16 protein-coding genes are annotated in these 17,161 nt (G+C 65.8%); 7 read left to right on the forward strand and 9 right to left on the reverse strand.

What is annotated here, in order from left to right; genetic code table 11:
- Positions 1 to 4: 4 nt before the first annotated feature.
- From asnB (IEY28_RS03720) to asnB (IEY28_RS03730), 3 genes are read right to left on the reverse strand one after another with little or no spacing between them, the layout of a single operon-like run.
- On the reverse strand, positions 5 to 1,837 hold the full coding sequence (gene asnB / locus IEY28_RS03720; RefSeq protein ID WP_188994627.1) for an asparagine synthase (glutamine-hydrolyzing): 1,833 nt from the start codon (positions 1,835 to 1,837) through the stop codon (positions 5 to 7).
- Positions 1,837 to 2,913, reverse strand: a complete 1,077-nt coding sequence (locus IEY28_RS03725; RefSeq protein ID WP_188994629.1) for a glycosyltransferase family 4 protein — start codon at positions 2,911 to 2,913, stop codon at positions 1,837 to 1,839. Before IEY28_RS03725 ends, asnB (IEY28_RS03720) begins: the two co-directional genes overlap by 1 nt.
- Positions 2,910 to 4,742, reverse strand: coding sequence for an asparagine synthase (glutamine-hydrolyzing) (gene asnB, locus IEY28_RS03730; RefSeq protein WP_188994632.1), 1,833 nt, complete (start codon positions 4,740 to 4,742; stop codon positions 2,910 to 2,912). The genes IEY28_RS03725 and asnB (IEY28_RS03730) overlap by 4 nt, the downstream gene beginning before the upstream one ends.
- Before the next feature lie 132 nt (positions 4,743 to 4,874).
- On the opposite strand from asnB (IEY28_RS03730), the gene IEY28_RS03735 reads away from it, so the two are divergent.
- Positions 4,875 to 5,756 (forward strand): alkaline phosphatase family protein, encoded by an 882-nt coding sequence (locus IEY28_RS03735; RefSeq protein ID WP_188994634.1) that lies wholly within the window; start codon positions 4,875 to 4,877, stop codon positions 5,754 to 5,756.
- On the opposite strand, the gene IEY28_RS03740 is transcribed toward IEY28_RS03735, so the two are convergent.
- The gene (locus IEY28_RS03740; protein ID WP_188994636.1) at positions 5,747 to 6,592 is read right to left on the reverse strand and encodes a TrmB family transcriptional regulator; all 846 of its coding nucleotides are present in this window, start codon (positions 6,590 to 6,592) and stop codon (positions 5,747 to 5,749) included. The two genes, IEY28_RS03735 and IEY28_RS03740, sit on opposite strands and share 10 nt — an antisense overlap.
- 328 nt (positions 6,593 to 6,920) lie before the next feature.
- Here IEY28_RS03740 and aglJ point away from each other — a divergent pair, with 328 nt between their 5' ends.
- Entirely contained in the window at positions 6,921 to 7,952 is a 1,032-nt protein-coding gene (aglJ, locus tag IEY28_RS03745) for an S-layer glycoprotein N-glycosyltransferase AglJ (protein ID WP_188994638.1), read from the forward strand.
- On the opposite strand, the gene IEY28_RS03750 is transcribed toward aglJ, so the two are convergent.
- Both IEY28_RS03750 and IEY28_RS03755 read right to left on the reverse strand, forming a co-directional pair.
- Positions 7,949 to 8,275, reverse strand: coding sequence for a DUF5789 family protein (locus IEY28_RS03750; protein WP_188994641.1), 327 nt, complete (start codon positions 8,273 to 8,275; stop codon positions 7,949 to 7,951). The genes aglJ and IEY28_RS03750 overlap by 4 nt on opposite strands.
- A gap of 49 nt (positions 8,276 to 8,324) precedes the next feature.
- Positions 8,325 to 8,675: a winged helix-turn-helix transcriptional regulator gene (locus IEY28_RS03755; RefSeq protein WP_188994644.1), complete on the reverse strand. Its 351-nt coding sequence runs from the start codon at positions 8,673 to 8,675 to the stop codon at positions 8,325 to 8,327.
- Between the two features lie 136 nt (positions 8,676 to 8,811).
- Between IEY28_RS03755 and IEY28_RS03760 the strand changes: the two genes are divergently transcribed.
- Positions 8,812 to 9,231 (forward strand): DoxX family protein, encoded by a 420-nt coding sequence (locus IEY28_RS03760; protein WP_188994646.1) that lies wholly within the window; start codon positions 8,812 to 8,814, stop codon positions 9,229 to 9,231.
- Positions 9,232 to 9,380: 149 nt separating this feature from the next.
- Positions 9,381 to 11,033: a rhomboid family intramembrane serine protease gene (locus IEY28_RS03765; protein ID WP_188994648.1), complete on the forward strand. Its 1,653-nt coding sequence runs from the start codon at positions 9,381 to 9,383 to the stop codon at positions 11,031 to 11,033.
- A 15-nt stretch (positions 11,034 to 11,048) separates the two neighbouring features.
- Here the strand turns inward: IEY28_RS03765 and IEY28_RS03770 are convergent, their stop codons facing one another.
- The 3 genes from IEY28_RS03770 to IEY28_RS03780 form a co-directional block, all read right to left on the reverse strand.
- Positions 11,049 to 11,672 carry an METTL5 family protein gene (locus IEY28_RS03770; RefSeq protein WP_188994650.1) on the reverse strand — a complete coding sequence of 208 codons (624 nt, stop codon included), beginning with the start codon at positions 11,670 to 11,672 and terminating at the stop codon, positions 11,049 to 11,051.
- A gap of 87 nt (positions 11,673 to 11,759) precedes the next feature.
- Entirely contained in the window at positions 11,760 to 12,806 is a 1,047-nt protein-coding gene (gene dph2 / locus IEY28_RS03775; protein WP_188994652.1) for a diphthamide biosynthesis enzyme Dph2, read from the reverse strand.
- A gap of 145 nt (positions 12,807 to 12,951) precedes the next feature.
- Positions 12,952 to 14,268 carry a methyl-accepting chemotaxis protein gene (locus IEY28_RS03780; protein ID WP_229783070.1) on the reverse strand — a complete coding sequence of 439 codons (1,317 nt, stop codon included), beginning with the start codon at positions 14,266 to 14,268 and terminating at the stop codon, positions 12,952 to 12,954.
- 127 nt (positions 14,269 to 14,395) lie between these two features.
- Here IEY28_RS03780 and IEY28_RS03785 point away from each other — a divergent pair, with 127 nt between their 5' ends.
- The 3 genes from IEY28_RS03785 to IEY28_RS03795 all read left to right on the forward strand — a co-directional run bounded on the left by IEY28_RS03785 (position 14,396) and on the right by IEY28_RS03795 (position 17,142).
- Entirely contained in the window at positions 14,396 to 14,803 is a 408-nt protein-coding gene (locus tag IEY28_RS03785) for a YlbF/YmcA family competence regulator (protein WP_188994654.1), read from the forward strand.
- 165 nt (positions 14,804 to 14,968) lie between these two features.
- A complete protein-coding gene (locus tag IEY28_RS03790; protein WP_188994656.1) occupies positions 14,969 to 16,279 on the forward strand; it encodes an MFS transporter in 1,311 nt (436 codons plus the stop codon).
- A 32-nt stretch (positions 16,280 to 16,311) separates the two neighbouring features.
- Positions 16,312 to 17,142 carry an MBL fold metallo-hydrolase gene (locus IEY28_RS03795; RefSeq protein ID WP_188994658.1) on the forward strand — a complete coding sequence of 277 codons (831 nt, stop codon included), beginning with the start codon at positions 16,312 to 16,314 and terminating at the stop codon, positions 17,140 to 17,142.
- Positions 17,143 to 17,161: the final 19 nt, after the last annotated feature.

Below are 17,161 nucleotides of genomic sequence, written 5' to 3' on the forward strand. Positions count from 1 at the left end.
CCGTTCAATCCGCTCGGACGAACTCGTCGTACCAGGCGACGTAGGTCAGCACCTTCCAGAGGGTCATCCCGTGGTCGGCGTTCCCGCGGCGGTGGGCCCGTCGGAGGGCGAAGACGGCGTCGGAGTCGAGGTACGGGGTCGCGCCGACGTACGCTTCGGTCAACCATCCCGCGATGGCGTCGTGGTCCCGGCGGAACCACTCGCTGACGGGGACGTTGAAGCCGTGTTTGTCCCGCTCTAAGATACGTGCCGGGACCACGTCGTCGACGGCGTCGGTGAGCGCGCGCTTGTAGCCGGCCAGTTTGTAGTCGCTGGGGACGTTGTAGGCGTACTCGACGAGTTCGTGGTCCAAAAACGGGACCCGCGCCTCCAGCGACGCGGCCATGCTCGCCCGGTCGACCTTGTACAGCAGGTCGTCGGGGAGCCAGTAACTGATGTCGTAGGCCGTCAGTCGCTGGAGCGTGTCGTCGTTCGCCCGCGCCGTCGCCGTCTCGACTTTCTCGGTCAGACCGCTCGACTCGGTGTCGTGACCGGTTTCGAGGTAGGTCTCGGGGCGTTCGTCGTCGTACCGCCGGGCCGATTCGAGGATGGCCCGGCGGTCGCTCTCCAGACTCGCGGCGTAGCGGACCGGCCGGCGGAGCGGGCCGGTGTACTCGCTCACGGCGCCGGCGGCGTCGAACGCGAACCGAGGGAGATAGCGCGCGTACTGCCGGTGTTTCGGGAGGAGTCGGTGTCGGTGGTAGCCTGCGAACAGTTCGTCGGCACCCTCGCCGGTGAGGACGCACTTGACCTCGTCGGCGGCGTACGCCGAGACGAGCATCGTCGGCAGGGCCGCGGCGTCTGCCAGCGGTTCGCCGTAGTGGGCGACGAGGTCCGAGAACACGTCCATGTCGTCGATGTCGACGGTCAGTTCGTGGTGGTCCGTGCCGAAGTGGTCGGCGACGAAGCGGGCCTCCTCGCTCTCGTCGGCCTCGGCCTGCTGGAACCCCACGGAGAACGTCTGTAAGTCGCCGTCGTAGTGTTCGTTGGCGAGGCCGACGATGGCCGAGGAGTCCAGCCCACCGGAGAGGAACGCGCCGACCGGCACGTCGGCCATCAGGCGTCGCTGGACGGACGTATCGAGCAGATCGCGGATACGGTCGGCGATAGCGTCTCGGGTCCCCGTCACCGGCGACGGCGAGAGTTCCCAGTACCGACGACGCTCTACCCCGTCGTCGGTGACGAGCAGCGAGGTGCCGGGTTCGACCTTCTCGACGGCCGAGAGCAGCGTCTCGGACCCCGGCGTGTACCGGACAGAGAAGAAGTTGTGGACCGCCCGCGGGTCCACGTCCCGACTGACTCCGGCACGGAGCAACTGCCGGAGTTCGCTGGCGAAGGCGAGGCCGTCGTCGACGGTGGCGACGTACAGGGGTTTGATTCCCACGCGGTCGCGTGCGAGGAACACCGACTCGTCGGCCTCGTCGTAGACGGCGAAGGCGAACATGCCGTTGAGGCGTTCGGGGAGGGACTGGCCCCACTCCTCCCACCCGTGGACCAGTACCTCGGTGTCGCTGTCGGTGGTGAACGTATGGCCCGCCGACTCCAGTTCCGCCCGCAGCGAGTCGCGGTTGTATATCTCGCCGTTGAAGACGACGGCGACGGTGTCGTCCTCGTTGTAAATCGGCTGGCTGCCGCCTGCGAGGTCCACGATGGAGAGTCGGCGCATTCCGAGCATCACGCCCGCGCGCTCGTCCACGTGCCGGCCGCCCTCGTCCGGGCCGCGGTGGCGGATGCAGGCGAGCATCTCGTCTAAGCGGTTCTCGTCGACCCACCCGTAGACCCCGGCGATGCCACACATCAGCGGGCACCTCCGGCGCGGACGTCGTCGTACACCGACTCCAGCGAGTCGACGATGGCGTCCCAGCTATGGTGCTCCTCGACGTACGCACGGGCGCTCTCCCCCAGTCGCTCGTGGGTCTCGTCCTCGTCGAACACCGTCTCGATGCGGTCACGAAGCGCCGCTGGGTCGTCCATCGGGACGACGTAGCCAGTCTCACCGTCGGTGACGAGGTCGGGCAGGCCACCCGAGTCGGTGACGACTGGCGGCAGGCCAACCGCCATCGCTTCTAGCACGGTGTTCGGAAGCCCCTCGCCCTCGCGGGACGGCTGGACGAACACCCGTCCGTCGACGAGGAACTCGACGACCGCTTCGGGGTCGACGAGACCGACGAACTCGGCGTCGACGCCCAGCGAGTCGGCCCGTGCCTCCAGTGCCTCACGTTCCGGCCCGTCGCCGACGACGGTCAGCGAGTGGTCAGTGCCAGCGAGTGCTTCGAGCAGGACGTCGAGTCCCTTCCAGCGTTCGAGGCGGGCGACGAACACCACGTCGTCGCCGTCGGCCCGCATGGACGGCAGTTCGACGCCGTTGCCGAGAACCCGAACGTCGGTCGGGTCGAACTCCGACTCGACGTCCGCGGCGATGTCCGTACCCTGTACGAGGACCGTCGTATCGCGGAGGACGGCGTCGATGCTCCACCGTTTCCCGGGCGTGTCCTTCATGAAGTAGTAGTCGCCGCCGCGGATCCACGCGAAGTAGGGGAGGCCACGCAGTCGGGAGACCAGATAGCCGACGAAGCCGTTGGGGTACACCATCATACACTGGAGGACGTCGTACTGCTTTGCGTCCCGCAGGAGCAACAGCGTCGCGCCGAGGACGAACGTGAGGGTGCTGACGAACGGCGACGACCGGACGTTCGGGACTCGAACCACGTCGTACGGGTGGTCGTCGGTCGGCGTCTCCTCGCCGTAGTCTTTCGTGTAGACGGTCACCTCGTGGCCCCGCGATTGCAGAGCGTCGGCCATCCGCATCGTCTGTGTCTCCGTGCCGCCGACGACGTTCGGGGGGAACTCCTTGACGAGTAGTGCGACGTTCATCGGTCGATAAAGGTCTCGTACCACTGTTCCAGCAGGACGAGGTCCCAGATGTGGTAGCCCAGATCTGCCTCGCCGCGCGTGTGTCTGTCCAACTTCGCGTCGAGTCCCCGCCGGTCGAACGGGTCCCGCGACCCGAGGGCGTCGAACTTCTCGCGGGCGTACTCCCGCAACGCCCCGCGGAACCACGCGTTGACGGGCACCGCAAAGCCCTGCTTGCTCCGCCCCTGTACGGCCTCGGGGATGTAGTCCTCGAAGGCCCGCTTGAGGAGCCACTTCTTCTCGCCCCGCCGCCACTTGTACTTCGCCGGAATCCGCGCGGCGAACTCGACGAGTTCGTGGTCCAGAAACGGCGAGCGAAGTTCCAGCGAGTGGGCCATGCTCGCCCGGTCGGCTTTCACCAACAGGTCGTCGGGGAGGTACGTCTGTACGTCCGTGTGGAGGATCCTGTCCAGGTGGGTCGGCCCGTCGGCGTTCTCGTAGGCCCGTCGGAGCGCCGCCAGTTCGTCGGCCGGTTCGGGACCGGTCCACACCTCGTCGGCGTCCTCGCCTTGCATATGGCAGATGTACGGCGCGTATCGCTCGACTGCGTCGCCGTCGGCGTTCGTGAGCAACCCGATAGCGCGGTCCGCGCTCTCGTGGGGGACGGCGTCGAGGACGGTGCGACCGGCCTCGCGGACCGGTTCCGGAACGGCCCCCGCACGCTGGGTCAGCCAGTCGTACGTGTAGCGGTCGTAGCCGGCGAAGTTCTCGTCGCCCGCGTCGCCGGTGACGGCGACGGTGATGTCGTCGCTCGCCACCTGCGAGACGTAGTAGGTCGGAATCGCCGAGGGGTCGCCGAAGGGCATCTCGTACTGTCTGACCAGTTCCGGCAGCACCGCCATCGCGTCCGGCGTGACGGTGTACTCCGTGTGGTCGGTGTCGTACTCTCGGGCCACCGCACGTGCGTAGTCGAGTTCGTCGTACTCGCCGAACCCGATAGAGTACGTCTCGATGTCCGTCTCGGCCACCTCGTCCATCAGGCCGGTGACGATCGTCGAGTCGACGCCGCCGGAGAGGAACACGCCGAGTGGCACGTCGCTTCGCATTCGCAGGCGCGTCGCCTCCGTCAGTTTCTTCCGGAGTTTGTCGGCCAGTTCGCCCGGTCCGGCGGTGAACTGGTCGCGGTAGGACAGCGACCAGTAGGTGTCTATCCGCATCCCGTCGTCGTCGACGACGGCGTACTCGCCCGGTTCGAGTTGCCGAATCTCGTCGAACCCGGTCGCCGGACTGGGGACGTACTGGTAGGTGAGGTACGCCCGGATGGCAGGCAGGTCGGGTCGGCGGGGGACGCCGTCGTCGGTAAGCAGCGCCGAGATGGTCGAGGAGAACGTGACGCCGTCGTCGCCGTCGTGATAGAACAGGGGCTTCTGTCCGAGTCTGTCGCGTGCGAGGACGAGGCGCTCTTCGCGTTCGTCCCAGATGCCGAACGCGAACATCCCGCGGAGCATCGAGAGGCAGTCGAGGCCGTGTTCCTCGTAGAGGTGGAGCAGCACTTCCGTGTCCGTCTCCGACCGGAACGAGTAGCCGTCGAGGCCGTCACGGAGTTCGCGGTAGTTGTATATCTCACCGTTGAAGACGATGTGGACCGTCCCGTCGGCGTTGGCCATCGGTTGCCTGCCGGCCGCCGAGAGATCGAGAATCGAGAGTCGTCGGTGTGCCAGCATCGCGGGGCCGTTCGCGTACACGCCGTCGGCGTCGGGACCGCGGTGGGTCATCTGCTCGGCCATCCGGTCGCCGAGGTCCGCCGACGGTCGGTCGCCGAACGACACCTTCCCGCCGATTCCACACATTGGGTGTCCCTTCCCCACCGCGATAATAAAGCGTTGGTATACACGCCAATGCCGCCGGTCGAATCGCCGCGCGGCACCGCTGGCGGGGTTCGACGGACTTAACACGGTTTGCCGAGGACCACACCACGTCGAATGTACGGCCTCGAAGAACTCCGTGAGGCGCTCTCTAACCCCCATCTGGTACTGCGAGAACTGAACCGGGCCTACCACCGACGGCTCTACACCAGGCCGTACAACACCGCCGGTATCGACGTCTTCGAGGCCGATTGGGACAACCTCGTTATCCTCGACGCGTGTCGCTACGACGTCTTCTGTGAACACACCGACTTCGAGGGCGTCGAGACGCGCACCTCCCGTGGCGGGGCGACCCCCGAGTTCGTCAGAGGGAACTTCACCGGCAAACAGCGCCACGACGTGGTGTACGCCACGGCGAACACGTGGTACTTCGAACTCGAAGACGAGATAGACGCCGAGGTCCACGCGGCGCTGTACGCCCCCGACCGCGACCCCGAGGTGCTGACCGAGAAGGCGCTCGACGCCGCCGAAGAGTATCCGAACAAGCGCCTCGCTGTCCACTACATCCCGCCACACCACCCGTTCAAGGGGCCGACCGCCGACGAGCACTTCCCCTCCTACGAAGACCAATCGGACGCCCTCTTCGAGCGTATCCAGCGGGGGGACCTCGACATCGACGACGAGACGCTCCGACAGGCCTACGTCGAGAACCTCGAGTGGGTCCTCCCGGAAGTCGAGCGCCTCCTCTCGGAACTCGACGGGAAGACGGTCGTCACCGCAGACCACGGCGAACTGCTCGGCGACCGCACTGCTCCGGTCCCCGTGAGAGACTACGGCCATCACGTCGGTCTCTACGTCGACCAACTGGTCGAGGTCCCGTGGTACGAGTCGACCAACGGGTCGCGTCGACGTATCGTCCCGGAGGAACCGGATACGGACGTGACCGACGTCGAGAAAGAGTCCGTCGAACAGCGGTTAGAGGAACTGGGCTACCGCTGAGGGTCGGCGACGCTCTCGTACTCCCACACCAGATCGAAGTACCGCTTCATGCCGGCGACGAACGACCCGTTCTCGGTGAGCGCCGCCTGTCGCATGTGATCGGGCACGTCGGGTTCCTCGACGAGGAGGATGGCCTCGCCGCCCTCGTAGTCCATGCTCGGGTCGACCAGCGTGCCGCGCCACGGCAGTTTCTCCGTGCTGAACCGGACGCCGACCGAGGGATACTCCGCGGCGAGGCGCTCCACCACGTCCGCCTGCACCGCGGCCTTCTCGGCCGGTAACAACTCGGGATGGAGAAAGAGGACGGCGACGTCGATACCCCTGTCGACGGCGTCTTCGAGCGCTCGCTCGACGCTGTCGAGGTACGCGAAACTGTTGGTGATGACCCGGAGCGTCTCCGCGGCGTCGTCGTAGAGACGACGCGTCTCGCGTTCGCTCGGCGCGCCCACGTCGACCACGTAGAACAGTTCGGCCGTCGGCGAGATGTCCTCGCTCGCACGCTCGTATCGAGGTCGATACTCCGCGAGGAACGCGTCGCGGTGGGCCTCGATGTCGCTGGCAAAGCCCTCGAACTCCTGCCGGCGGTTCTCGACCGTTCGGTCCAGAATCTCCTCGGGCGCTTTCGGCTGGTACTCTTTCGGCCGGCCGGGTATCACTTTGATGAACCCGCGGTCGGCGAGGGCATCGAGGACGCCGTAGATGCGCGCCTTCGGGATGCCGGTCGCTTCGGCGAGGTTCGGGGCCGTGGTCCGGCCGAGCGACAGCAACTCCTCTAGGGCCGTCGTCTCGTACTCGGTCAGCCCAACGCTTTCGAACACGTCGGACGCATCGGTCATAGGCCCTCGTTCGCTTCCGGGCACCTAAAACACGCGGGAGCAGCGCCGGAAAGTATTTACCGAACGTGCCACATAGTTACTCTTAACGTGAGTAACCAAGAGCCAACAGAGGTCGACCGTGACGACGCGCATCTGGCGGACGTAGCGGACGGGTGTGGCTGTGTCGAGGTGTGGGAACACGTGAGCGAGCAGCGAGACGAGTAACCGCCTCGCTCGCGACGACCCGACTGCACTCGTCTCCGTTCGTCCTTCCGGTCGGAGACCGCTGTGCTCTCTCCGCCGACCGCGGACCCGTATTTATTTGGGCGAGCGGGGTAGACTTCGGGTAATGGCCGACCGCGACGACGTCTGCGTGTTGCTTCCCGCTTACAACGAGGCCGAGACTATCGAGAGCGTCGTCAGGGGGTTTCGCGACCAGGGGTTCGACAACGTACTCGTGATAGACGGCGGGTCGACCGACGGGACTCGGGACCTCGCCACCGAGGCCGGCGCTCGCATCGCCGAACAGCGAGGCAGCGGCAAGGGACAGGCCGTCCGCGAGGCCGTCTCTCGCCACGTCGACGCCGAGTTCGTGCTGATGGCCGACGCCGACGAGACGTATCGCCCTGACGAGGCCGACCGGATGCTCGAACCGCTGTTCGAGGGCCGGGCCGAACACGTCATCGGCAACCGCTTTGCCGACATGCAACCCGGCGCGATGACTCGGCTGAATCAGGTCGGGAACAAGGTAATCAACTGGGCGTTCTCGGTCATCCACGGTCACTACCTCACCGACATCCTCTCGGGCTACCGGGCGTTCACCCGCGAGTCCTTCGAGCGCCTCTCGCTCTCCTCGGAAGGGTTCGGCATCGAGACGGAGATGGCCGTCGAATGCGTCAAACACGGCGTCCGGACGGAAGTCGTCCCCATCACCTACGAGCCACGGCCCGACGAGTCGGAGACGAACCTCCGGCCGTTCCGGGACGGCGGGACGATCATCGTCACGCTCTACCGCATGGCGAAGACCAACAACCCGCTGTTTTACTTCGGGAGCGTCGGGTTCGGCACCATCGGCGTCGGCGTCGCGCTCGGCGCCTTCGTCGTCTACGATTGGGTCGTCAACAGCATCTCACACGAAGTCATCGCGATGGTCGGCGGCGTCGCCATCATACTGGGTATCCAGTTGCTGATGTTCGGCGTCCTCTCGGACATGATCGTGACCGTCAACCGGGAGCAGACGCGGCGGCTGGAGGACATCGCCCACCGACTCGGCGGCCAGCAACCGCCGGCGGCGGGCGTCGAGACTGACGACAGCGTCGGAAACGCGCCTGCGGAGGACGACGCCGAGACGACCGTCTCGGCGCGGGACCGACAGAGCTAGAAGGGGACCAGCGAGCGGAGTTGTGAGAGGAGGCTCGCGCCCGTCGCCTCCCGCTTGCGCTCGAACACGGGGTGGAGCGCGTTGAGCAGTTCCTGTTCGTTCTCGAACTCGCGGACGTCCGCCGCTTCAAGCGCGTCGGCGACCGTCACGCTATGTCCCGTTGCGTCGTACGGCACCTCGACGTGGCCGGCGCGCTCACGGACCGTACGAGCGTCCGCGGGGTACTCGATGGCTATCTCGCTCAGTCTGGCGTCGAGTGCCGCGATGCCGAACTCGATGACGTCCGGCTCGTCGCTGTCGTCGGCTGGTGGCCGTACTCCCATTGGTTGGTGTCACGGCCTAGGGGATGGAAAATCCTGTGTTCTGCTCGGCTCAGTCGTTGCAGGAAGCGAGCCACTCCTCGGCCCAGCACGCTATCTCGTCGAACACCGGACAGAGCGATTCACCCTTGTCGGTGAGACGATAGTACGTGGCGACGGGTGCGTCTTCCTCCAGTCGCCGCTCGACGAAGTCCATCTCCTGGAGGTCATCGAGGACGCGCGAAAGCGTCCGAGAACTGGCGTCCGTGGCCCGCTTGAGTTCGTTGAATCGGTGCTCGCCTTTCTGCAGTTCGTGGAGGACGACCAGTCGCCACTTCGATCCGATCTGTTCGAGCGACTCGATGACCGCACAGGGGCCCTCGTCCTCGGTTTCGCCTGCCTCTGAGAAGACTTCTGATGACATCGGTGATACCTGGTATCTCCTATGTCCGGGAATCGATATATAGGTTCGCATTCGAACCAAGTAACGTAATGAAACTACAACTCGCTGTCCGGCCCGCCCGCAAGACGACCGCCGTCGTGACGGAGGTGGTCGCCTGATGGTGTTCGACACTGCCGGTGCGGCCGAACTGTTCCTGCTCGGGCGGATTCTCTTCGGTGGGGTCCTCGCTTTCACGGGCCTGAATCACTTCACGAACGCCGACCAGATGGTCCCCTACGCCGAGATGAAGGGGCTGCCGGCCCCCGCGGCGTCCGTCTACGCCAGTGGTGGCCTCCTCGTGTTCAGCGGCCTCTTGCTCGTCGTCGGCGCGTACCCCGTCGTCGCGGCGGGCGCACTCGCCACGTTCCTGCTGGCGTCAGCCGTCACCATGCACGACTTCTGGACCGTCCCGGCGGACCAGCGACAGGACGAGCTGACGCAGTTCCTGAAGAACGTCGCGCTGGCCGGCGGCGCGTTCACTCTGCTGACCGTCGCGGGTACCACGTGGCCCTACAGCGTCGGCATCGGTCTCGTCTGAAGACGGACCGTTCTTTTCCCGGTCGTTCGAAGCCCGTTTTTCCGAACCGGACTGGCGAGCAGTGCCACCGCCTCCAGACGCGGCGATGTCGGCAGAAGCACACGTTTCGGCGCCACTCATAAGCCACCACCGTCCAGAGGTAGGAGTGCATGATGCAGTCGTCGTTGCCGGGCGTGTTGGACGCGGTGCCGGTCCGATCGCTCGCCGTCGTCGTCACAGTCGCCGTGGTACTCGTCGGCGTGCGCCGCCTCGCCGGCGAGCGACTCACGACCGCCCTCCGCCGTCGACTCCTCCTCGGTGTGCCGTGGGGGACGCTCCTGACGACGGTCGGCGTCCTCGCTATCTATCTGTTCGTACAGGGGGCGTGGTGGCATTCACGTCCCCTCGTCACGCCGTTCCGGACGTGGTCGTACTTTTATCCCCTCGGGATGCTGACCGGGGCGTTCACTCACGGCGGCGACGCACACCTCACCGGGAACCTCCTCGGCACCGTCGCGTACGGTACCGTGGTCGAATACGCCTGGGGCCACTATCCCCGGAGCCGTGGTTCCCAGACGTTCTCGTCCTCGTCGACGAACCCGTTCGCTCGTATCCTCGCCGTCCCAGCGGCGATGGCCGTCGTCGGCGTGTTCTCCGGCCTGTTCGCTGTCGGCCCCGTCGTCGGGTTCTCCGGCGTCGTGTTCGCGCTGGCGGGGTTCGCGCTGGTCACCCGTCCGTTCCTGTTTCTCGGCGCATTGCTGGGCAGTCGCGTCGTCGAACAGGTGTACACGGCGCTGCTGTTCCCCGAACCGACCGTCGGCGGAAGCGCCCGATTCGTCACGCCGTGGTGGGCGAACATCGCGATTCAGGGCCACGCGGTCGGCCTCCTCGCGGGCGTCGTCTCCGGTGCCGTCTTCCTGTGGGCACGGCGCGAACGCCCCGCGACGACGCGGGTGTTCTTCGCGACGCTGGTCTTCGGGGTCTCGAACGGCTTGTGGGCGGTCTACGTCCCGGTCGGTGGCGGTCGGTTCACGCTGTTCCGATGGCTCGGGACGGCGCTGGTGTTCGTCCTCGCCCTCCTCGTGGCGGCCGCCACCGCGCGGATGGACCGTGGACTCCTTCCGACGTTCGAACGCGACTGGCAGTCTATCGCGGGCCTCGCCCTCGTCGTCGCCTTCGGGGCCCTCTGTCTCGCCTCCGTCCCCGCGAACACCGCGGCCATCGGCCCGGACGACGTGCCCGCGGACGGCGTCGAAGTCCGCGACTACGTCGTCACCTACGACGAGAACGTCCGCAACGAGTACGTCGCCGGCATCTCGCTGCCGTTTGACCTCGCGGGCGACCGGACGAACGTCACCGAGAGCGGCGTCATCGTCGCCAGCGACGACCGGGAGATATGGATCGTACAGGTCCAGAAGGGCCAACTCGCGCTGAACCAGCGTGCCTCGGTCGTCGTCGGCGGCCCCGGGTGGCGCGAGACGGTGTACGCCAACCGAACGGGGTGGAACGTCCTCGGCAACAAGACCATCTATCGCGTCCAACTCCGTCGCGGGGGCGGTGAGCGCCGGACCGTCTTCACCTCGCCGCCGTCGACGGCCGACACCACCATCGGCGGGCGGAACGTCACCTTCAGGCCCGACGACGACGGGTTCATGATCGCGGTTCGTCGCGGCAACGCGACGATAGACGTCGACCGGATGCCGCCGAACGCGACCGCACGGACCATCGGCGGACTGCGGTTCGAGAGAAACAGGACGCGACTGTACGCCGGTGTCAACGACACCCGCGTGAAAATCGCAGAGCAGCGACAGCCACCGAAGTGAGTCGGCGCTGTGGGCTCAGTCCCAGCGGATACGGTACACTTCCGCCGTGATGGTTCGGGAGTCCTCGTCGTGGAAGTCAAACTGCTTGGGGAGGTCGAACGCCGTCTCGAAGGCGTGGGTCACCTCGCCGCCGTTGTCGGCGGCGAAGGACTCGACGAACGCCTGACTTCCCTCGTTGTGGACGGAGTAAGAGACGGCGGCGACCTCGGCGGCGGTCGCGAGGAACTCCCGGTCGGCGTGTTCGTTGCCCGACTGCGCCCCGAACGGCGGGTTCATCACGACAGTGGTGTCCTCGGGCGGGCAGAGGGGTGCCTGCGTCGCGTCCGCGCGCACCCACGAGACGGACGTCGTCGACCCGACTTTCCGCTCGTTGTCCCGTGCCGTCGACAGCGGCGCGGGGTCGATGTCGAGACCGACGACGGTGTCCGGACCCCTGAGTGCCGCGCCCAGCGCGAGCATCCCGGTCCCACACCCGAGGTCCACCACGGTCCGGTCCTGAATGTCGCCTTGCAGGTCGGCCGTGTGGACGAGATGGGCCGCCAAGTCCGGCGGCGTCCGGTACTGTTCGAGACTGGCCAGTGGGTTGTCGAACCCCGCCACGACACCGAGTTGCTGGGCGAGCGCACTCTTTGTCGGCATCAGTGGCAATACGCCAGAATCATTCAAAAAGGTTTGCACATGTCTGGTGGTAATTCGTCGCCGTCGGACACGGACCGGGGCGGCTGGTCACCAGGTGCCGTGGAAGGTATCGAACTCCAGCGACTCCAGCGGTTTCTCGCCGATAGCGATCTCGTACTCGCCGGGGGTGAGCATCGGCTTCTTGAACTGCGGGCCGTCGTCGGTGGTGATACGCGGACACCCGGTGTTGACGTAGGCGTCCATCCCGAAGTTCGTCAGGCGGTCCGGTGTCACCTCGTCCATCGTGATGAGATAGGCGTCGTCGTTGTTCTCGACGATCTCCTGGGCCTGATCCCAGCGGCCCTGTCCGATTTTGGTACAGAAGATGACGCCCCACGTCTCGGCGTCCATCGCCTTGTGGACCGAGGCGTAGCGCTGTTTCATGAACTGTTCCGTATCCGCAACGGTCAGTGCGTTGTTGACCGGGTCGGCGATGATGACCTTCTTCTCCGGGTGTTCCATCGCCAGTCCGAGGGGGTGGAACTTGCCGCCGCCGACGTAGAGAATCGTGTCGGCGTCGACGTCCGCAGATGCGTAGTTACACCCGAGGACCTGCCCCTCGTGGGTCAGTCGGTCGTCGCCCTTCCGGACGTGCACCTCGTAGCCGCGTTCTTCCAGCCACGAGCGCATCTCGTCGAACTTGTTCATGTGCTGGGCCGTCGTCACGAGGCCGACGTCGGGGTCCTCGTCGGGGTCTGCCAGTTCCTCCTCGGCGGCCTGTTCCATCATCGGGAAGACGTCGACGTTAGAGAAGAGGGGGACGTAGATGATCTTGTCCGATTCCTTCATCGGGGAGTGGCCGAAGTGGACGAACACGTCGGTGCGGCGCATCAGATAGGTGTCGAGGTCGCAGGCACCGTAACACGGCTGCCCGGAGATCATCACGGAGACGTCGTCGGGGAGTTCCTCGCGCAGGTCGTCGGCGACGGCGGGGCCGCGTCGTTTCAGCCCCTCGGGGAACTGTAGTCCGACCGTCTCTGCGTCCCGTTCGTCGACGGCGTCGACGATGCGGTCGAGTTCGTAATCCCACTCGCGGTCGTGTTTCAGCGAGAGGCCCGTGTTTCGGAGGTCACCCTCGGTACGCTCTTGACTCATTGGACCTGCGTACTTGCTCGCGGGGTAAAACCTCCGCGCTTTGGGGGCCGCCGGTATCGACGGCTTATACTGGTGGCTGTAAGTTCGTAACGATATTCCTCACCCCGGGGTGGCGAAGTACTTCAGTTTGTTACAGCCACCAGTATTAGTCCATGATGGTCGCGAGGCGCCGGTCCAGCTGCTCGACCTCGGATTCGAGTTCTTGGACCGACTCGCTTACGGTCTCGTTCTCGCCGGCTATCTCGTCGACCGCCGTCGATATCTCTGCCGCGCGTCGGGCCACCTCGTCGATCATGCTCGCTATCTCCTCGGCGCTTGCCGCCTGGTCGTCCGTGGCGGACGCGACCTCGCTGATGCCGTCGTCGGTCTCGGCGGCTACCTGGAGAATCTCCTCTTGGTTGGTCTGGACACCGCGGAGGTCGGCGTCGACGGCCTGTATGGCCTCGGTCGTCTGTTCGACCTTCTCGGCGGTCTCGACGACGGTCTCTCGGACCGCTCGGACCGTCTGTTCGACCTCGTCGGCGTGAGTTTTCGACTCGTCGGCGAGTTCCTTGATTTCGTCGGCGACCACCGCGAAGCCGTCGCTGTTCGCGTCGCTGCGGGCGGCTTCGATGTTCGCGTTCAGGGCCAGCATGTTCGTCTGGTCGGCGATGTCGTTGATGACCTCGACGAACGCCTCGATCTCGTCGATCTGGTCGCGAAGCGCACGCGTCTCCGCCGCGACCGTCTCGGCCGAATCGGCGACCTCGTCGACCCGGTCGATAGTTTCACCGGCGGTTTCGACGGACTGTTCGGCGAGGTCTCTGGCCTCGCCGCTCCGCTGGCTGACCTCCTCGGCGGTGGACGCTATCTCCTCGACCGTGGCACTGAATCCGGACACCTCTGACTGTACCTGTTCGAGGTCGTCGGCCTGTTCGTCGGCCATCGTCCGTATCTCGGTCGACCGGTCGGCCACCTCGACCGTGGCACCCCTGAGTTCGTGGACCGTCGCTTCCACGTCTTCGGACATCTGTGAGTGGAGTGCCCGGAGCGACTCCCGTTGGTCGACGATATCGGTCACGTCGAGCAGGAGTTCGACCGCACCCACCACGGTACCGTTCTGGTCCGGAATCGGGACCGCGACGGCCCGTGCGTGGGCTTGCTCACCGTCCGGCCGCTCGGCGGAGCGAAACTGTTCTTCCCGGACCGCATTGCCTGTTCGGACCACCCGTTCGGCGAGCGTCTCGGACTCGCCTTCGGTGCCGAACACGTCGTAGGCGTCCATCCCGATAGCCTCGCTCGCGGGCAACCCGAGGAGACCCTCCAGCGACTCGTTCCACTGCGTGATAACTCCGTTCTCGTCGACGACGAACGCGGCCTCCGGGATGTTGGTGATCAGCGACTCGAAGGCACTTCGCCAGAGGGAGTCTGACTCGCCGTCGTCGATCATATCGAGCGGTTCCGTGGAATTTGACACGGTCATCCCCACAGACTCTATCGATAAGGGACTAGTACATTTCGCACAGTATCACCTCTGATAGCAGTCAGTGGTAACGGCACACACGTTCGAACCCGGCACATTGAAGCGTCTCACGACCATAGTACGCCCAATGAGTCTCGAACCGGAGTCCGAGACGTCCGATCCAGCCACGACCGGCGACCGAGTCGACGAACTCGCGACGGCGTTCGGCGAGGCCATCGCCGAACTCCCGGTCTATCAGCGCTTCGTCGAGGCAAAGGAGGCCGTCGAGAACGACGAGGAGGCACAGGAGGCCATCCAGGAGTTCGAACAGATCCGCGAGGAGTTCCAGCTCGCCCGTCAGACCGGTCGCGCGAGTCAAGAGGACCTGCGCCAACTCCAGAACGCACAGGAGGAGCTCCACGAGATCCCAGTCATGAGCGACTATCTGGCGGTCCAGAACGAACTCGAACTCCGTCTGCAGGAACTCAACGAGATCGTCTCCGAGGACCTCGCCGTCGACTTCGGCCAGAAGGCCGGCGGTTGCTGCGAGGACTGACCGGCCGAGCCGGATTCGCGTCTCGAACGACCGTTTTCACTTTCGAAGCGAGCGTATCGACAGCGAAATCTCCGCACTCTGTGTTCGTCTCCTCCAGTAGACTCTGCGTAAACGTTTGATTCCCTTGCACAACACATATTTAACCGGCCCGGGGAGAGTCGGCCTGTGCGCGAACTGCTCTCCAACCGGACGTTCCTGCGGTTGCTCCTCGGCCGTCTCGTCACCAACGCCGGGGACAGCATCTACTACGTCGCCGCCCTGTGGTTGGTCCACGATCTCGGCGGGTCGACGTTCTACACCGGCGTGGCATCCTTCCTGATGATGGTCCCGGGACTCCTCCAGTTCCTCGTGGGACCGCTCGTCGACGACGTTGAGGTGCGGTGGGCCCTCGTGGTGACACAGGCCGTGCAGGGACTGCTCGTGCTGACGATACCTCTCGCGGCGTGGCTCGACGCCCTCTCCGTCGAACTCGTGCTCGTGGTCGTCCCGCTCGCGTCGCTGGTCAACCTCGTGACCTACCCGGCACAGTCGTCGGCACTCCCGCGGGCCGTCGACCGGGACGAACTACCCGCCGCAAACGCGGTGTTCAACACGGCCCACGAGGGGGTGAACATGACGTTCAACGCCGTCGGCGGCCTCCTCGTCGGCCTCGCCGCCGTCGGAGCGGTCGGCGCGTTCCTCGTCGACGCGGCCACGTTCGGCGTCGCCGTCCTCCTGTTCGCCGGGCTCACCTTGCCGGAACGAGACACGTCGGGCGACGCGACGGCGACGGACGGCGGCGCGGACGCACCGTCGGCCGACGACACGGAGACGGTCCGCGAACGGGCGGGGCGGTACGTCTCGGACTTCCGCGAGGGGCTCGCGTATCTCCGAGGGACGGCCTTCGTCTCGGTCCTCCTCCCGCGAGTGTTCGTCAGTTTCGCGACGGGGATGATGCTGGCCGTCCTCCCCGCGTTCGCGGCGTTGCGGGGCGGATCCGGGCTGTACGGGGTCCTGCTGTCCGCGCTGGCGGCGGGCGCGCTCTTCGGGTCGGTCCTCTCGGCCCGACTCGACTGGGTGCCGTACGGCCACCTCATGCTCGTCGGGACGGCGGTGACGGGGGTGGCGTGGATAGGCGCGGGCCTCGTGACGTGGACGCCAGCCATCGTCGCGTGCTTCGCGTTGGCAATCGTCTACTCCGGGGGCAACAGCGTCCTCTTCGACACGCTCGTCCAGACGGTCGTTCCCGAGGACAAGGTGGGTCGGGTCACCAGTTCGATGTCGACGCTGGAAGGCGCGGCGACGCCGTTCGGGTCGCTCGTCGGCGGGGCCGTCGCCGCCGTCGTCGGACCCGTCCCCCTCGTTCTGGCCGTCGGCGTCGCCAACTTCCTCGCCACCGTGTACGTCGGCCTCTCGAGGTCGCTCCGCTCACTGCCGGCCGTCGCCGACGTCGAGTACGGCGATGACCGCATCGAACGGATCCGTGACGGTCCGTAACGACTTAGCCACGTCCACTCACAGTCCGAACTATGACGGTCGATTCAGACTGGGACGATTGGCTCTTGCGCGCTGTCGAAGACGCCGACCCGGACGGACTGGCGATCTGGTATCTGGGCTGTAACGGTTTCGTGCTCAAGACGAGCGGCGACACGACGGTGTTCGTCGACCCGTACCTCGGTATCGGCGACCCGCCGCGGACCGTGCGGATGGTGCCGGTCCCGTTCGAACCGAGCGAAGTGCAGGAAGCCGACGCCGTCCTCGGCACGCACGAACACACCGACCACGTCCACGGGCCGTCACAGGCCCCTATCCTCGCCAGCACCGGCGCGGACTACTACACTACAGACAGCGGCCACGACGTCGTCAGCGACGAGGCGTGGCTGGAGAACTGGTCGGTCACCGACGACCAACTCAACGAAGTCACGGAGGGCGACACCGTCGAGATAGGCGACCTCACGATCCACGTCGAACCGGCCAACGACCCCGACGCCGAGCACCCCGTCTCGTACGTCTTCGAACACGAGTCGGGAACGTTCTTCCACGGTGGCGACGCGCGACCCGGCGACTTCGAGGCGGTCGGTGAGGCCTACGACATCGACCTCGGCGTCCTCGCGTTCGGGACCGTCGGGATGATTCCCGACAGCGACACCGGCGAGCCAAAGCGAACCAAGTGGTACAACGACGAGAACATGATAATCGAGGCCGCCAACGAACTCCAGCTAGACACACTACTGCCGAGTCACTGGGACATGTGGAAAGGGATGACGACCGAACCGACCGTCCTCCACAACCACGCCGCCAGCTTCGAGTACCCGCGTTCGATGGAGATCGTCGAAATCGGCGACCGCGTGGACCTCTGAGCAGAACCGCAGTAGTGTT

It is taken from the genome of Haloarcula pellucida (assembly GCF_014647235.1).
In the GTDB taxonomy this organism is placed as follows: domain Archaea; phylum Halobacteriota; class Halobacteria; order Halobacteriales; family Haloarculaceae; genus Haloarcula; species Haloarcula pellucida.

Bases quoted from the DNA above. Each gene is read 5' to 3' on its own strand.
- asnB (WP_188994627.1), bottom strand. From the start codon at position 1,837: ATGTGTGGCATCGCCGGGGTCTACGGGTGGGTCGACGAGAACCGCTTA.
- IEY28_RS03725 (WP_188994629.1), bottom strand. From the start codon at position 2,913: ATGAACGTCGCACTACTCGTCAAGGAGTTCCCCCCGAACGTCGTCGGC.
- asnB (WP_188994632.1), bottom strand. From the start codon at position 4,742: ATGTGTGGAATCGGCGGGAAGGTGTCGTTCGGCGACCGACCGTCGGCG.
- IEY28_RS03735 (WP_188994634.1), top strand. From the start codon at position 4,875: ATGTACGGCCTCGAAGAACTCCGTGAGGCGCTCTCTAACCCCCATCTG.
- IEY28_RS03740 (WP_188994636.1), bottom strand. From the start codon at position 6,592: ATGACCGATGCGTCCGACGTGTTCGAAAGCGTTGGGCTGACCGAGTAC.
- aglJ (WP_188994638.1), top strand. From the start codon at position 6,921: ATGGCCGACCGCGACGACGTCTGCGTGTTGCTTCCCGCTTACAACGAG.
- IEY28_RS03750 (WP_188994641.1), bottom strand. From the start codon at position 8,275: ATGGGAGTACGGCCACCAGCCGACGACAGCGACGAGCCGGACGTCATC.
- IEY28_RS03755 (WP_188994644.1), bottom strand. From the start codon at position 8,675: ATGTCATCAGAAGTCTTCTCAGAGGCAGGCGAAACCGAGGACGAGGGC.
- IEY28_RS03760 (WP_188994646.1), top strand. From the start codon at position 8,812: ATGGTGTTCGACACTGCCGGTGCGGCCGAACTGTTCCTGCTCGGGCGG.
- IEY28_RS03765 (WP_188994648.1), top strand. From the start codon at position 9,381: ATGATGCAGTCGTCGTTGCCGGGCGTGTTGGACGCGGTGCCGGTCCGA.
- IEY28_RS03770 (WP_188994650.1), bottom strand. From the start codon at position 11,672: ATGCCGACAAAGAGTGCGCTCGCCCAGCAACTCGGTGTCGTGGCGGGG.
- dph2 (WP_188994652.1), bottom strand. From the start codon at position 12,806: ATGAGTCAAGAGCGTACCGAGGGTGACCTCCGAAACACGGGCCTCTCG.
- IEY28_RS03780 (WP_229783070.1), bottom strand. From the start codon at position 14,268: ATGACCGTGTCAAATTCCACGGAACCGCTCGATATGATCGACGACGGC.
- IEY28_RS03785 (WP_188994654.1), top strand. From the start codon at position 14,396: ATGAGTCTCGAACCGGAGTCCGAGACGTCCGATCCAGCCACGACCGGC.
- IEY28_RS03795 (WP_188994658.1), top strand. From the start codon at position 16,312: ATGACGGTCGATTCAGACTGGGACGATTGGCTCTTGCGCGCTGTCGAA.